Origin of the sequence: Shouchella lonarensis (genome assembly GCF_900096965.1) — a bacterium.
Lineage (GTDB): Bacteria > Bacillota > Bacilli > Bacillales > Bacillaceae_D > Shouchella > Shouchella lonarensis.
In genome coordinates, this window is the sequence record NZ_FMYM01000002.1 from 33,858 (window position 1) to 49,617 (window position 15,760).

Annotated in this window: 13 protein-coding genes; 10 read left to right on the forward strand and 3 right to left on the reverse strand. The window is 43.3% G+C overall.

The annotated features are described in order from the left end of the window. Positions 1-29 precede the first annotated feature (29 nt). The 4 genes from BLT29_RS01850 to BLT29_RS01865 all read left to right on the forward strand — a co-directional run bounded on the left by BLT29_RS01850 (position 30) and on the right by BLT29_RS01865 (position 7,265). Positions 30-3,092 carry a lantibiotic dehydratase gene (locus BLT29_RS01850; protein WP_090774623.1) on the forward strand — a complete coding sequence of 1,021 codons (3,063 nt, stop codon included), beginning with the start codon at positions 30-32 and terminating at the stop codon, positions 3,090-3,092. 12 nt (positions 3,093-3,104) lie between these two features. Beyond that, positions 3,105-4,454, forward strand: a complete 1,350-nt coding sequence (locus BLT29_RS01855) for a lanthionine synthetase C family protein (protein WP_090774624.1) — start codon at positions 3,105-3,107, stop codon at positions 4,452-4,454. A gap of 96 nt (positions 4,455-4,550) precedes the next feature. Then, positions 4,551-6,293 (forward strand): ABC transporter ATP-binding protein, encoded by a 1,743-nt coding sequence (locus BLT29_RS01860; protein ID WP_090774625.1) that lies wholly within the window; start codon positions 4,551-4,553, stop codon positions 6,291-6,293. A 12-nt stretch (positions 6,294-6,305) separates the two neighbouring features. Then, complete coding sequence (locus BLT29_RS01865) at positions 6,306-7,265, forward strand: S8 family peptidase (RefSeq protein WP_176763751.1); 960 nt, start codon at positions 6,306-6,308, stop codon at positions 7,263-7,265. A gap of 41 nt (positions 7,266-7,306) precedes the next feature. Here the strand turns inward: BLT29_RS01865 and floT are convergent, their stop codons facing one another. From floT to BLT29_RS01880, 3 genes are all read right to left on the reverse strand, one after another. Next, complete coding sequence (floT, locus tag BLT29_RS01870; protein ID WP_090774627.1) at positions 7,307-8,770, reverse strand: flotillin lipid rafts scaffold protein FloT; 1,464 nt, start codon at positions 8,768-8,770, stop codon at positions 7,307-7,309. Between the two features lie 15 nt (positions 8,771-8,785). Beyond that, entirely contained in the window at positions 8,786-9,310 is a 525-nt protein-coding gene (locus BLT29_RS01875) for an NfeD family membrane protein (protein ID WP_090774628.1), read from the reverse strand. A gap of 208 nt (positions 9,311-9,518) precedes the next feature. After that, positions 9,519-11,042 (reverse strand): FAD-dependent oxidoreductase, encoded by a 1,524-nt coding sequence (locus BLT29_RS01880; RefSeq protein ID WP_090774629.1) that lies wholly within the window; start codon positions 11,040-11,042, stop codon positions 9,519-9,521. A gap of 217 nt (positions 11,043-11,259) precedes the next feature. On the opposite strand from BLT29_RS01880, the gene BLT29_RS01885 reads away from it, so the two are divergent. The 6 genes from BLT29_RS01885 to hutP all read left to right on the forward strand — a co-directional run bounded on the left by BLT29_RS01885 (position 11,260) and on the right by hutP (position 15,685). Continuing rightward, positions 11,260-11,679 carry a disulfide oxidoreductase gene (locus BLT29_RS01885; RefSeq protein ID WP_090774630.1) on the forward strand — a complete coding sequence of 140 codons (420 nt, stop codon included), beginning with the start codon at positions 11,260-11,262 and terminating at the stop codon, positions 11,677-11,679. A 6-nt stretch (positions 11,680-11,685) separates the two neighbouring features. Beyond that, entirely contained in the window at positions 11,686-12,153 is a 468-nt protein-coding gene (locus BLT29_RS01890; protein ID WP_090774631.1) for a thioredoxin family protein, read from the forward strand. Positions 12,154-12,392: 239 nt separating this feature from the next. Next, a complete protein-coding gene (gene cshA / locus BLT29_RS01895) occupies positions 12,393-13,886 on the forward strand; it encodes a degradosome RNA helicase CshA (RefSeq protein ID WP_090774632.1) in 1,494 nt (497 codons plus the stop codon). Between the two features lie 215 nt (positions 13,887-14,101). Then, on the forward strand, positions 14,102-14,551 hold the full coding sequence (locus tag BLT29_RS01900) for a DUF4064 domain-containing protein (RefSeq protein WP_176763752.1): 450 nt from the start codon (positions 14,102-14,104) through the stop codon (positions 14,549-14,551). A 138-nt stretch (positions 14,552-14,689) separates the two neighbouring features. After that, positions 14,690-15,133 carry a DUF4064 domain-containing protein gene (locus tag BLT29_RS01905; RefSeq protein WP_090774634.1) on the forward strand — a complete coding sequence of 148 codons (444 nt, stop codon included), beginning with the start codon at positions 14,690-14,692 and terminating at the stop codon, positions 15,131-15,133. 114 nt (positions 15,134-15,247) lie between these two features. Next, positions 15,248-15,685 carry a histidine utilization transcription antiterminator HutP gene (gene hutP / locus BLT29_RS01910; protein ID WP_090774857.1) on the forward strand — a complete coding sequence of 146 codons (438 nt, stop codon included), beginning with the start codon at positions 15,248-15,250 and terminating at the stop codon, positions 15,683-15,685. The last annotated feature ends 75 nt before the right edge of the window (positions 15,686-15,760 follow it).

Here is a 15,760-nt window from a genome sequence, read left to right on the forward strand (position 1 = left end):
ACCACGGGAACAAGAAAGGGAGAATTGTCTTGACTCAGCCGACTTATAAAGTCATGCACCCATTTATGTACCGATTACCTATGCGTTCACTTCAATATTTAGATCGTGTGACGAACATAGACGAGCAAAAGATGACCAAAAAAGACGCAATCAAAATGTTAGTTGATGATGATATGAAAGAAGCGATCCGGGTCGCCAGTCCAACTTTATTTGAAGCGTTAGCGCAACTAGATCATAAAACGGGTAAGGAGCTTAACCATATTTTTGATTCCATCTTAAAATATTATATTCGGATGTGTTCTCGACCGACGCCGTTTGGGTTGTTCTCTTCAGTAGGAGTTGGAAACTTAAGGATGGAAAAGCAAAACTTGGCGATGGCGTTACCTACAGAAGCAGGGAAATGTCACTACCGATTTAGTTATGAATGGCTATACGCGCTTGTTAAAGAGTTAGAAAGAGACATAGAGACATTCAAACAATTGCGCGTATGTGCCAATCAGCTCATTACAGAAACAAAAGAAAAATACCATTTAAGCTTTTACCCCGACAGGTCATCACAGAAAAATGCCAACATAGAAGAAGCGTCTATCCGTAAGACAGCTTTAGTGTCATTTATTTTAAGCGAAACAACGTCTGAACGATGTGTCAGCGATATCATCACAGCGATTCAAGCACATCAAGATGTGTCAGAGGAGAAAATTGTTGCTTTTTTACAGCGACTTGTAGAAAAAGACTTTTTACTTTCTGATTTGCGTGTTTCTCTATCTGTGCCGAGACCTATAGAAAAGTTGCATGCTCGGATAACAGAAGTGAATCAAAACATCCATCATCATTTTGCTCAATTATATAAAAAGGTGCAGTTAGTTAATGAGCGGGGCGTGTTTGAGGAGACGCAATATCAATACTTGACAGAGATGATGAAGGCAATCGTTCCTGCACGAGAGTATTTACATATGGATCGATACTTTGAACAAAAAGACATGTCACTTCCGATGGGGGAAATGGAAGCGACACTTTCTAATTTAGTTGACTGGTATGTTAAATTGGCACCAGTTTTAACACAACAAGCGCCACATATGGATGTTTATTACCAGCAATTTGTCGACCGTTATGGTTTTAATCATGCAATCAATGTGAAGACATTACTTGAAGATCAAACACAACTTGGACCCCCGCCAACGTATACGGTTCCACGTGGACAGCTTGATGCCGTCTTTGCGGAGAGATCCCAAGTCCATACGAAAGAGTCGACGTTTTTGCGTGAGCTGTTGTACGAAGCGTTGTTACATGGGAAAGAAGAAATTGACTTAATGAATGTCGATGTGCCTGCGTTTCCGTCTGTTAGTCAGTCAATACGAGGAAGTTTCGATATATACGCGGCACTCTATGCTGAAAATGAGGAAGCGTTACAAAAGGGCAATTATCGCTTGTATCCATCTGGAAATGAGTTGTCCCCAGGTGCCGGGAAAACATTTGGACGTTTTTTAGACTTATTTCCTGAAGAACAACATGAGATTCGTGAAATGGTTTGTGATGAGGAGTTTGCACTGTACCCAGATAAATTATTAGTAAATGTTAACATCCATCCGGCAAAATTGAAAGCAAGGAATGTCATGCACGCAGAGAATGATTTTCCTTATGAGCTTAGTCTATCATCTATGAGTAATCCCGAAAAACAAGAAATAACGTTAGATGACTTGTATGTATACGCATCTAATGGACGATTTCATTTGTTTTCTAAGTCGCATCAGCGTGAAATTGTGCCGCTGACTGCTCATATGGTGAATCATCAATATCACATGCCAAATATGTATCGGTTTTTATTTGAAGCCGCAGCATATAGGACATTTTCTCTTACTAGTTTCCATTGGGGAGAATCGGCAAGTATGCCGTATGTGCCTCGGGTTGTTGCTGGTAAGGCAGTGCTTTCTCCGGCAACGTGGCATATGTCGTTTGCACCTGAAAAAGAAGACATCGATACGTTTATCACACAGTTTTTTGCTCACTATCGCGTGCCTCGTTATTTTAAATGTGTAGATCATGACCATTTCTTATTAATTGATACACATTCCAAGACGATGATGGCTCTGTTTAAGAGAGAATTGAGAAAGAAAAAGAAATTGCGCTTATGTGAGGCACCAGAGATGACATATGAAAGCATTGTATACGACCAGAACGGCGCAGGGTATGCAAATGAGTTCATTTTCTCTGTATTTATCAATGATATGAAAGAAACGCCGCATTCGGATGTGCATGCTTATTATGCTGAAAACGAACGCCAAAAAGCGCTCGGGTCAGAATGGTTGTCAGTGAAGCTATATTACACAAGAGATGCAAAAGAAACTGTTTTGTTACGGTTGGAGGAAAGCCTCGTATCGCTAGCGGATGAGTGGTTTTATATTTTGTATACTGATCCGTTGCCACATATTCGTTTGCGCATGAAGGTAAATGATCAAAAAAGGTTAGTTGAAATTGTACAATCTCTTCACGACTTTTTCGAAAGGTTGCGGGGGGGAGGACAGCTACAAACAATCATATATGAGCCGTATATGCAAGAGATTGAAAGATATGGCGGTCCGGCGCTTATACAGATGGCTGAATCGATTTTTTGTGCAGATAGCGCACTCATTATGCCTTTATACGAGCACTGGGCAAAACAAACGTCTTTTAAGAAAGAAGATGTTGCGTTGTTTACAGCGTCTCATATGTTATCCAGTTTTTTAACAGCAGATCGTTTATATAAATGGTTGCAGCAGCATGTAGAAGTCACGAAGGACACCTATAAATCATATCGAACATTGCATAAAAATCGTCGCGATGCGTATGATGAGGCTGTTTTATATGTAGAGAGACATTGTTCACAACAATTAAGTGATTTAACGAGGAAAGTGCGTGCTTATGCCGAATATATGAGTAAGGAACGTAGTGTGCCACAAAAGTATCAAAACGATATCATCCTCTCGTTTTTGCATATGCATTTAAATCGTTACGGGATTCATGGACAAGACGAGCATCAGTTATTACAATTTCTCTTGTTTAAGGAAAAAGAGGCATTTTTTAAGCAACGGGCGCTAGAAATGACAACAAGATGAGGGGGCGGCTAGATGATGCGTACGTTAGATCATTATGAGAAACGGGCACGTGCTTTTGGAGAACAATTGGCTGATATGGAGGCATTAAAGTCTCTGATAGATGGTGAATCACAACAATATCCAACGCATATTCAACACTTATTTTATCACTTCTCGTATGTTGATATTGGAAATGGTGTGGTTGGTCACTGCTTGTATTTAGCGGAAATGGATCAACGTTTTCCAGGAGAGGGTTATGACGGCATTGCGCATCATTTATTGCAGCAAGTGATCAACAGTCATACATTGCCCCATATAGATGACCCAGGACTATGGAGTGGTTTGGCGGGAATTTGTTTTACAATTGCGGCGCTCTCAAAAAACGGCACAAGATATACAAGTGTATTGCATCAGCTGCACCAAAAGTTACATGTACTAACTAGCGATAAACTTGTCGAAGCGGAGGAGCATTTAGCAGTACAACAAGTAAAGATGCCGGACTACGACCTTATGGGAGGGCTGGCAGGGACGGCGCTTTATTTAATAGAGGCTAGTGTACAGGATGCAAGGCTTCGTTCATTGTCACAACAAGTGCTTGATTATTTGTGTCGTTTAGCGATGGGGACAAAAGATGTGAATGGTGTGCAAGTGCCGGCATGGCATATCGCGGCAGAAAACCAATTTTTAGAAGAGGAAAAGGTCATGTACCCTGAAGGGAACGTGAATCTTGGTATTTCTCATGGGATTACGGGCGTACTTTGCGCCCTCTTAAGGGCGAAAAGGATAGAGATATATCATAGTCAATTGCTACATGACGCGGTGCGGACACTTTCTGATTGGCTCGTGTCGCGTCATGAACGATCAGCAAATGGACAACTTTGTTGGGAAAAGCGACCACCATTCGCTTCATTTGCGCAGGACAATAAGCGTCAAGTCGCAGCAAATGTCAGTTGGTGTTATGGTGACCCAATGATCGCAAAAACGCTTTGGGATGCTGGTGATGTGTTAAAAGACAAAGGTTTACAAGACTTTGCACTAGATTGTTTTAAATCACTACAGCCAACGTTTCATCAGCCTGGTTTAATCGCTCCAACATATTGCCATGGTATTGCTGGCACACTTCACGTTGTGGATGCAATGTATAAGAAAACAGCGGACACATATTTTGCGGACATCTCCGAGCAATTGCAAAAGATGCTTAATGATGATTATGAAGAAAATACGGTGTTTGGTTTCCGTGATGTGGAAGAGATGAATCAAGCGCGTTTTACTTTTCAAAAACCGGGATTGTTGACGGGGGCGGCTGGTATTTATTTGACATTATTGTCAGTGAACGAGCCTTCTACGTGTACAGGATGGGAGCGGTTATTTGCTGTTGATTGACCATGTTTATGATGAATCGTGTGCGAGAAGTGACGCCCGTTCGATTCATGATGTGGGACGCTCGCTTCTCTATTTTGCAGTAGGTAGGAGATAAATATGAATAAACATCATCTTTTAAAGTTACTTAGGCTCGTAGATTGGCCAAAAAAGTTAATCGTTTTTACGATGTTGCTAGCGATTGTGACGGCGGTTCTCGGATTGTCAATCCCGATATTAACGAAAAATGTCATTGACGCCTTTTCTACAGAGACGTTAGAGATGACTGCTGTTTTTTGGCTTGCAGCTGTGTTTTTGTTAAATGCGATATTAGGCGGTATCTCGTATTATATGTTGCGTTATATAGGTGAATATACAATTTGTTGTTTGCGCGACAAAATGTGGGACCACGTTCTGAGGCTCCCTGTCCGTTATTTTGATCAGCATGAAACTGGACAAACGGTCAGTCGGCTAACAGGAGATGTGTCGACGATGAACAGTTTTGTTTCGCAGGAAGTACCCGATTTCTTGACACAAATACTTGTTGTCATTGGTGCTGTTGTCATGTTGTTTGTGCAAGACTGGCAGTTGACGTTGGCAATGCTTGCTTCTGTGCCGGTTCTAATGCTCGTTATTTTGCCTGTAGGGAAGTTTACGTACGCCATTTCTCAAAAAACGCAAACGGAGATGGCGCGTTTTATTGGAATGCTGAGTCGTTCTTTAAGTGAGATTAGGCTTGTGAAAAGTCATAGTGCAGAAAACAAAGAATACAAACGGGTAATGGGGTCTGTACAAGACTTATTTAAGTTGAATTTAAAAGCAGCTAAGATTCAAGCCATTGTTTCTCCGGTTGTGATGGCGACAATTATGCTCATTTTACTTGTGCTTGTAGGGTATGGGGGATTGCGTCTTGCGAATGGGACGATCACACCGGGTACTTTTGTGGCAGTCGTGTTCTATTTAGTCCAAGCGATTTTCCCAATTACAGCGATTGTGACGTTCTTTACGCAATATAAAGCGACAGCGGGTGCAACGGAGAGACTATACGAAATTTATGCAATGCCTCAAGAAGAAATGAATGTGAATGACACGCCATCCCCTTTGAAGGAAGGAAAGTTAGCTGTACAGCACTTGTCGTTCGCTTACAATGAGAAACAACCCGTGCTAAAGGATGTCTCCTTTACAGTCAAGCCAAATCGAATGATGGCAATTGTCGGTCCTTCTGGTTCAGGGAAAACGACGCTCTTTCAACTCATTGAGCGTATGTATGAAACACCTGTTGGCGCCATTACTTATAATGGCTTGCCAATTATGGAATTGCCACTTGCAAATTGGCGTAAAGTCATTGGGTATGTCATGCAAGACAGTGCAGTGATGAATGGGACGATCCGTGATAATATTTTGTACGGGATAGAAGACGAAGAAGAAGTAGAAGAGAGTCAGATGATTGCGTACGCAAAATTAGCCAACGCGCATGATTTTATTGTTTCTTTTCCTGATGGTTACGATACGGAGGTAGGCGAGCGTGGGGTAAAACTATCAGGAGGGCAGAAGCAACGGATCGCAATTGCGCGTGCTTTCATGATCAACCCCCAAATTTTACTTCTTGATGAGGCAACGGCGAATTTAGACAGTGAGAGTGAACGAATGGTGCAAGAAGCGATGTACAAACTGATGGAGGGGCGTACAACGATCGTCATTGCTCACAGGTTGTCGACCATTCGTGATGCCGATCAAATTGTTTTCTTAGATAAAGGAGAAGTGACAGGAATTGGGAAGCATCATGAGCTTATGCAGACACACGCGAAGTACCGTGACTTTGTTCGTGAACAAAGTCTAAAAGATCAACAGGATGTAAGCTGATGAGGTGGGATGATGAATCTTTTTCCGTATCAATGGAATATGAATAAGGTGACAGGCGGCGGAAAAAGCTACGTGGCTTCATCTTGCTCGAGTCAAGTTAAAGTAGCGCTAATTGATAGTGGCATTGATGTAAATCATCCAGATTTGCAGCATGCCGTTTCCGTGGAGGAATCGAGGAGTTTTATCGGTCAAGTAGAAGATTTTCAAGACAACGTAGGGCATGGGACGATGGTTGCTGGCATTATTGCAGCAAATGGGGTTTTGAAGGGCGTTGCGCCACACGCATCACTTGTTGCTTGCAAGATCACAAATACAACTGAGTTTGTTGTTGAAAAAGTCATTGCTGCGATTGAACATGCCATGATGATGCAAGTGGATGTCATTAATTTAAGTTTATCTACGTTTAAGTCTTTATCAGCAACGACAAGTGCTGCGTTATCATCAACCTTAAGACAAGCTGTTGATGAAGGGATTTTTGTTGTTGGCTCGGCAGGGAATGAAAATACTTACTTGAATCAAGTGACAGATCCCTTTACTGGGGTAACACTTGTTGCAGCGACGAATCGTTCTGGAGTGAAAAGCTCGTACTCTAACTACGGTGCAGTGGCATATAGTGCGCCAGGTGGAGAGTGGCTTACGCCGATGTCTGATGAAGGGTGTATTTTAACTACCTACCCACAGTCTCTTGTGGAAATGCGGTCGCTAAGTGAAAATATCGGTTTGCCTGCTGGATACGGACCAATGTGTGGGACAAGTTTAGCAGCGGCACATGTGACGGGAGTGGCAGCGGTCATTATTGGACAATTAAAGCAATGGAAGCAGTGTCGACCGACGATTGCTTGCGTACACCAATATTTGAGAAAAGGTTGTCAACGTCATGAAGAAGCCGTCTCTCTCGGATATGGGGAAGTCAATGCGTATGCGGCTTTAGAAGCGCTTACGCGTGATCGAGCTGATTTGCAGCACCAATAAGAAAGAGGACCCAATCTTCCGAGCCCTCCTCTTTGTATGCATTATTTTTTTGAAATGTTCTCAAGCAATTCTTTCACATCAATGCCGCTCGAGGCTTTCAGTGATTGTTGGAGTGTGGCCATTAAGTCCGTTGCGTAGCCAGTAACTTTGTTAGCGCCACTACCACCTTCACCGCCGGAACCACCAGTGTCAACAACAGTAATTTGATCAATGTTAGAAAGTGGTGCTGCTACTTCTTTAGCGTAAGCTGGGAGCATTTCTAAAATCATGCTTAAGCGAGCTGCCTCTCCATATTGCTCAAATGCTTCAGCAATCTTTTCTTTCGCTTCGGCTTCGGCGAGTCCTTTAAGACGGATAATATCGGCTTCGGACTCCCCGCGCGCTCGGACGGCTTCTGCTTCAGCTAAACCATCGACACGCACACGTTCGGCATCGGCTTTGGCAAGTGCTTCCACCCGATACTGTTCCGCGTCGGCTTCAGCAAACTGTCTACTCTTTTGTGCAGCGGCAGATTGTTCTACAGCGTAACGGTCTGCATCGGCTTTTTTCTTCACCTCTGCGTCGTATTGACGCTCACGTCGTGCAATCTCTTTTTCTTCCAACTCAATTTGCTTTTGTCGTTCAATAATTTGAATTTGCATTTGTTGTTCAGTGACTTCTTGTTTCGAACGGGCTTCTTGTAGGTGGTACGATTGGTCAGCAAGGGCTTTGGCGCGCTCTTGTTCACCGCGATATTCAGCAACCTTTAATTGGTTCGTCTTTTCTGATTCGGCAATTTCGGTCGCGCGTTCAAGTTCGGCACGTTTCGCTTGTGTATTGGCATCTGCTTGGCGAATGCGTGTTTCTTTTTCAGCTTCAGCTGTGGCAATGTCGGCATCACGTTTTACTTGAGCAATACGTGGCTTTCCAAGTGATTCAAGGTAACCATTTGTGTCGCGTAAGTCTTTAATCGTAAAAGAAACGATAATGAGCCCCATTTTGGCTAAGTCTTGTGAAGCGACTTTTTGTACTTCTTGAGAAAAGCGTTCACGGTTTTTATAAATCTCCTCGACGGTCATTGAACCGAGGATTGAACGCAGATGCCCTTCAAGTACCTCTTTTGCTTCTTGTTCACGATCTTCACGGCTTTTCCCTAGAAACTGCTCAGCAGCTGTCGCAATTTCACCGATTGAGCCCCCAATTTTAATAATGGCAGTACCGTCGGCAATGACAGGAACACCTTGTTCTGTGTATACTTCTGGTGTTTGTACATCTAGTTTACTAGATAAAAGCGAGAGAGGTTTAGCTTGTTGGAAGACGGGCATGACGAAAGTACCGCCGCCACGGACGATTTTAATTTTATTTCCTGCTTCATCCATATTGACATTGCGTCCACCTAAATAACTGCCGGTGACAATCAGTGCCTCGTCTGGTCCAGCTGTTCGGTAACGGGCAATGAATACACCAATAAGTACGAGTAAAATAGCAAGCACACTAGCGATGACTATAATGATTTCAGTTGTCATAGAAAAACCTCCAAATTAATTTGATAAAATGTCTAAATCAAGGGTAGATACGTAGGCGACGCCTTGCGACATTTTGACAATCACAACTTGTGTACCCGCAGGAAGGGAGACTCCCTCTACTGCTGTTGCCGTTTTTGCAATCATCCCACTATCACTTTTTAATAGCACTTCACCAAATCCGTCGTGTGGAATGGCTGTAATAATCTCGCCACTTCTCCCTTCTAAATCTTTTTCATGATAAGTATTAGACTCTTCTGCATTGTTGAGCGGTGTAAGGACAAATATGTGCAAGCAGCTAGAGAGAACGAGTGCGACAAGAAGTGAAATCCCAGCGATAGGCAAACTTGTTAGTGGGGAAAAACGTTCTAATAAGTACGCACATGCGGCAAAGAAACTTGTAAATGATAGGATGACTGTTGGTGAAAGCCAACTGTCTAAAACTGAGAATATCCCTTCTAAAATGTCAGAGAGTAGCACGTAAAGGATGGTTAGCCCTCCGCTTACGAGTAGCAAAATGAGATACATCGTCTCCAACGCCATGAAATCCTCCTCCTTTAACCAAATTGTACATCATGGTTGTGATTGCCGGTGTTTTATTTACGATTGTACATTCATTTAAGTTTCATTTTAGCAATAAAATTGTTTTGCTTAAAAGGATAACCACTGTTCCATTGGCAGCGTCAATTTTTTGCAAAGTAAAAGAGAGGCCTAATGACATATTAGGTCCCCTCTTACAACGATATAGGGATCAGTCTAACTTCTGTAATGGTTCTTTCGCCGGACCTTCAATGACTTCACCACGATACGTATAGCGTGAACCGTGGCAAGGACAGTCCCAGGTAAGATCGGCATGGTTCCAGTTACATTCGCAGCCAAGATGTGTGCATGTTGTATCCACAAGATGAATTTCATCATTTTCATCACGAAAGGCACCTGCCTTTTTCCCTTTATATTTGACGACCGCCCCTTGTCCTCGGTCTAGTTCTTTTAAATCTTCAACAGGTCCGCGAAGCTTGCCAGACAGCCAATGCTTTGCGATGTCAAACCCTTCTTTTAAAAAGACGCGAATGCTTGGATCAGCATGAAAGCGCATCGGGTCAAATAATTCGCGGTACAAGCTATTGCCTTCGAGAATCAAGTCAGACAGTATCTTGGCGGCGGCTGTTCCCCCAGTCATGCCCCATTTCTTATAACCCGTCGCAACAAGTACGTGTGGTTGGAGCGGTGAGAGTGGACCAACATACGGGACATGATCTAAGGTGGATAAATCTTGGGCAGACCATTCGCAGACAACATTTGCGCCGGGAAATGTTTCTTTTGCAAAAGTGTTTAAGGCATCGTAATGGTGGCGTGCGTCGCCCCCTTGACCGGCTTTATGGGTTTCACCGCTAACAAGCACGTGATCAATATTATTTATTGTGACTTGTCGGAGCGAGCGCGTAGGTTGCTCAACATTCATATACATGCCCCCTGGCCACGCCAAAGATGTTTTTGCAGCGACAACATATGCGCGTTCCGCTTTCAGGCGAGACATATAAAAGCCCCCCCCATCAATGAACGGAAAGTGGGTCGCACAAACGATCGTTTGTGCGTGGATGCGCGCGCCACTTTTTGTGAGGATAGCAGTTGTATCTGCACCCTTGTCTTTTTCAACTTTTTCACAGGCAGTTTGTTCAAAAATTTGCGCCCCTTGTTCTGTCATATACTGGCACAAATGAGCGATATAATGAATTGGGTGAAATTGCGCTTGGTTTGCTACTTTGATTGCAGCACGTGCACCAAGAGCAACGGGTGTGTCGGTCACCCATTCACCAGGGAGTTCGAGTGTTTGATACGCTTCCCATTCCCGTCTTAGTCGATGTTCACCGTGATGCGTCGTCGCGTATAAATAGGCATCTTCATTCGTAAAGTCACAAGAAATGCTTTCCTTTTCGATCAATTGGCGCATGTAAGTGAGTGCCTCATCTTGCGCTTGATAATATTGTTTGGCTTCTTTTTGTCCAAGATTTGCAAGCAATTCATCATAAATGAGACCGTGTTGTGTCGTGATTTTTGCTGTTGTATGACCTGTTGTCCCGCCACCGATACGCCCCGCATCTAGTAGTGCTACTTTTTTGCGTGCTTTGGTAAGCAAAAAAGCGGTTGTTACGCCGGTGATGCCGCCACCGATAATTGCGACATCAACGTGGATGTCTGCTTGTAGTGTCTCGTACGTGGGCATTTCAAGATGTTTTTGCCATAAGGATGTGAGTGTGTGGTGTTCATTTTTCATCAACTTGTCCCCTCCGTTTTAATCGTCTATCATTACGATGGACAAGTTTTGTTTTTTTTATGACAATAAGTCGGTTATTTTATAGAATGCTAGTTTTTTATCATCTCAGTTATTTACAATCGTGCAGGAGATGAGGTACGCTATAGGAAGGTTACATGTGGTATTTTGGCAAGAAGAATGAAGGACGTTTGATGTCGTAGAGAGGGGTACTTTTCACGTGAAGAGACAAGCAGAGAATGGGCTATTGCTGGCGTGGTCAATCGCGCTTGTAGCCACAGGTGGTTCGCTTTATTTTTCCGACATTCGTCAATTTGAACCGTGTGTGCTATGTTGGTATCAACGAATTTTTATGTATCCGCTTGTTCTTTTGTTAGCCATCGGTTTTGCACGTAAAGATGCGTCTGTTGCGATTTATGCGGCTGTGTTATCAGGCATTGGTTTTTGTATTTCTACATATCATTATATGATTCAAAAGTTGCCTGTTGCTGACGATGTTGTCATGAGTTGTGGACGAATCCCGTGCACGGGTGCGTATATTAACTGGCTTGGATTCATCACAATTCCTTTTTTAGCTGGTGCTGCTTTTTTAATGATCTTTTTATTAAGTTTGTACGTGATACGAATGAGGAAGGGGTAGAAGCAGATGAAAAAGTTGTTATTTATTGGAGGGGCCGTGTTGTTGCTCTTTATCGTGTTGGTGGTTTTGCAAAACATTAGCCAAAATAAACAGTTGGCAGACAATAAATTATACGATAAAGAGGATTTACACCCAGAGACCGTGAAGCAACTGAGCGATAAAAATTACCAAAATGTCATTATGCCAGATGCATTGGAGAAAAAGTTGTCAACGGAATCGGACGTCGTCGTTTATTTCTTTTCACCAACTTGTCCGGCTTGCCAACAATCGACCGCACCACTGATGGAAGCTGCTGAGTTAGAAGGTGTCCACATTGATCAATATAATTTGCTCGAGTATGAAAAGGGCTGGGAAGACTACCACATTGAGGCAACCCCAACGATTGTATATTTTAAGGATGGAGAAGAAGTCGATAGGTTAAAGGGAGTAGGGGATGTAACAGCATTTCAAACGTTTTTAAAGCAAACGAAGTAAAACAACCGATGTAGGGAGCATTCTTTAGTTACGGGACTGCTCCTTGCATATGTTGTTCATATATGTTACGATTATTTTTTGAAAACACAGGAACGCTTTTTGTACGAGTGTGAAGTGAAAAAGGTTGTAAGCGAAGGCTGTCTTGATGCGAGAAGCGTGCCTTGTTTCCCGCTTTTGGCATCTGGACAGTCTTTTAAGTGCATAAGTGTTTCAATTTAAATATAGGGAGTTTTTAGCACTTGGTAAACTTTGAACAATTTGGATTAGGTAAAGATGTTGTGGATGCAGTAACAAAAATTGGTTTTACAGAAGCAACACCGATTCAAGAACAAACAATTAAACTGGTGTTGGCTGGGCAAGACGTTATTGGACAGGCGCAAACAGGGACAGGAAAAACAGGCGCGTTTGGGATTCCACTTGTTGATCGCGTGGATGTTGCCGATGCAACGGTTCAAGGATTGGTTTTGGCTCCGACACGGGAATTAGCGAGTCAAGTTGAACAAGCACTTAAGGCGTTTGGACGTGTAAAAGGTGTGCGGACGACGGTGGTATACGGGGGAGAAGACTTTGGGAAGCAGCTTCGTTCATTGAAGCAGCGTCCACACATTGTTGTGGCGACACCAGGACGATTAATGGACCATATGCGTCGCAAAACCATCTCCTTATCGGATGTTCAAACGGTTGTGTTAGATGAAGCCGATGAAATGTTAAATATGGGTTTCATTGAAGACATTGAGACAATCTTAGCAGCAACGCCCGAAGAGACGCGTCAAACGTTGTTATTCTCTGCAACGATGCCGCGCCGTATGGAGTCATTAGCTGGGAAATTTATGAAAAACCCACAACGTGTGTCAGTGAAATCAAAAGAAGTCACAATGGAAAATATTGCACAGCAATATATTGAAGTCCATGAACGAGAAAAATTTGATGTGTTTTGTCGGTTGCTTGACTTGGAGACACCAGAGCTTGCAATTGTTTTCGGACGGACGAAGCGACGCGTCGATGAATTAGGAGAAGCACTTGTAAAGCGTGGTTACCGTGCAGAAGGCTTACACGGTGATTTAAATCAGGCAAAGCGAAACAGTATTTTGCGTAAATTTAAAGAAGGACTCATTGATGTACTTGTGGCGACAGATGTTGCTGCGCGTGGTCTTGATATTAGTGGGGTTTCGCACGTATTTAACTTTGATTTGCCGCAAGATCCAGAAAGCTATGTACACCGAATTGGTCGGACAGGTCGTGCGGGGCGTTCGGGGATTGCCATTACCTTGATGACTGGACCTGAGCGTGACCATTTAAAATTAATTGAACATGTCTCTAAAAAGCGGATGACAAAGCGTCCAAAGCCGACACACGAGGAGGCGCTTGCGGGACAAAAGCAAGAAGCACTTAATCAGTTACGTGCGCTAGCTGCAGAAGGTGAGCAAGCTGAATATCGTGCGAGTGCAAAAGCATTGTTGCAAGAAACAGATGCAATTACAGCACTATCTGTAGCGCTCAAGTTAATGACAAAAGAACCAGATCAAACACCGGTAAAATTAACAAGCGAATCACCATTACGTTCTAGAAAACGTCCCGGTTCAAGTGGCGGGAACCGTGGTGGACACCGTGAGCAGCGTGGTCCGCGCGGTGATCGACGCCCTTGGCCACAAAAGCGTGGGCGTGATGACCGTCGTGGAAAATGGAAAAGTAGTGGTGGCGGTCGTCGGAGTGGTTCGAAACATCCATCTTAATGGGTGTTTGCACAAAATAAGGATGAGGCTTCTTTTAAAGAGGCTTTGTCCAGTTTTGTGCGACTTGTGGTTGTCGTATGTAGAAAGCGTATACGAAAACAAATAAGTGAGTATTTTTATGGCAATTTGGTGTTTTTTCGCTGGAATTTGAAACCAGTACTTGTTTCAATCCGTAAATCGAGAAGAAGTACATAAATATGGAGAGGATGAAAAGTATGAAACGAACAGCAGAGCGTGTGCTCGGGATTATTGGTTTGGTGTTATTTGTGATTGGTGGGGGGCTATTTGCAATCGTAAGTGTCATGCAGCAATCAGGTGCTTTAGAGGACTCTTTTGAAGAATGGATACAAGCAGCAGAAGAGCAAGGACAAACAATGACGGATGAAGAAAAAGAAGGTTTTGAAATTGCGGCAGAATACCCATATGGTACATATGCACTCGCTTCATTTCTTGCCGCAGTAGCTGGGCTTGTTGCTGTGATTATTGTCAGTAAGAAGTCAGTTGCATCTGGTGTGTTATTTCTAGTCATGATTGTTATTTATGGACTAATGGTTGGTCTTTGGATGTTTCTTTTATCATTTTTACCTATTCTTATGTATCTTATCGCGGGTATTATATCACTTGTGCGTAGAGCGCCAAAAGATCCAGTCTCGTTACAAGAGTAGTCGTTCGATTCGTTATTCTGGATAGTAGGTATTTTAGTTGCCTACTATCTGGATTTTGGTAATGGTTGTTTTAAGGATCATAAGTGAAACCTTCGAGGATTGTCTGAGGAATACATAAATATTGGAGGAAAGAAAATTATGAAACGAACAGCAGAACGCGCGCTCGGAATTATCGGTTTGATTTTGTTTGTTCTTGGGGGGCTTGCCTTTGCCGGAATAAGTGCTATACAGCAGTCAGCAGAACCAGATGATTTTGTTAAAGGGTTTACAGAGGCTTGGGAGGAAGAAGAAGGGGAAGAAGTGCCTGATGAAGTCAAGACCGGTGTTGAATTTTTCGCCGAACGTCCATATGGTACATATGCGCTCGCCTCATTTATTGCGGCTATCGCGGGTCTCGTTTCAGCGATTGTTATTAAGAAAAACGCCATCCTTTCGGGTATTTTATTTTTAGGTGGGGTTGTTGTTTATGGCTTGTTGGTAAATGTCTTTTTAATGATCTTGCTGCCATTAATCCCTATGATCCTGTATCTTATCGCAGGGATGATGGCGCTCGTTCGCAAAGCCCCACAAGAAACGCTGTGATCATGTGTAACCGCCTAATGATAGGCGGTTTTCTTTTTTATGTGTGTGGTAATTGACATCATCCCACAATTCACTTACACTAACATTAGATGACTAGTTGTTAGGTGAGTGAAAATATTGCTACATGCAGATCGACGTATTGGTAGGCAAGCGCTCATGCTTGTGTTAGATGAGGACGCTCGGGCAGAAGTGATTCAAAAACAAGGTTGGATTGGCTGTGTGGGTAAAGTCGGTTCCATGGACGCACATAAAGTTGTAGCAGCAATTGAAACCGCTGCCAAGCGCGAAGGGGTGATCGGTGAGGATCGTTATCGTGAAGGTCATGCGTTGTACCATGCGATATTGGAAGCGCTTCAAGGTGTGACGCGTGGATCATTGCAGCTTGGTTCTGTGTTGCGGACAGTGGGGCTTCGTTTTGCGGTTTTACGTGGCAATCCGTATGAGAATACGGAAGAGGGCGATTGGTTAGCTGTTGCGCTCTATGGCACGATTGGCGCCCCAGTCAAAGGGCTAGAGCACGAGGCAATTGGTTTAGGAATTAACCATATATAAAAATAGACATGCCTATAGATACGAGTGGTGAGGAGGCTGTAGCGAGGATCATGTGTTGTTCGCTAGAGTCTTTTT

Excerpts from the sequence above, each read along its gene's own strand:
- BLT29_RS01875 (WP_090774628.1), bottom strand. The coding sequence starts at position 9,310 with ATGGCGTTGGAGACGATGTATCTCATTTTGCTACTCGTAAGCGGAGGG.
- BLT29_RS01860 (WP_090774625.1), top strand. The coding sequence starts at position 4,551 with ATGAATAAACATCATCTTTTAAAGTTACTTAGGCTCGTAGATTGGCCA.
- BLT29_RS01880 (WP_090774629.1), bottom strand. The coding sequence starts at position 11,042 with ATGAAAAATGAACACCACACACTCACATCCTTATGGCAAAAACATCTT.
- floT (WP_090774627.1), bottom strand. The coding sequence starts at position 8,770 with ATGACAACTGAAATCATTATAGTCATCGCTAGTGTGCTTGCTATTTTA.
- BLT29_RS01855 (WP_090774624.1), top strand. The coding sequence starts at position 3,105 with ATGATGCGTACGTTAGATCATTATGAGAAACGGGCACGTGCTTTTGGA.
- BLT29_RS01905 (WP_090774634.1), top strand. The coding sequence starts at position 14,690 with ATGAAACGAACAGCAGAACGCGCGCTCGGAATTATCGGTTTGATTTTG.
- BLT29_RS01900 (WP_176763752.1), top strand. The coding sequence starts at position 14,102 with ATGAAACGAACAGCAGAGCGTGTGCTCGGGATTATTGGTTTGGTGTTA.
- BLT29_RS01890 (WP_090774631.1), top strand. The coding sequence starts at position 11,686 with ATGAAAAAGTTGTTATTTATTGGAGGGGCCGTGTTGTTGCTCTTTATC.
- BLT29_RS01865 (WP_176763751.1), top strand. The coding sequence starts at position 6,306 with ATGAATCTTTTTCCGTATCAATGGAATATGAATAAGGTGACAGGCGGC.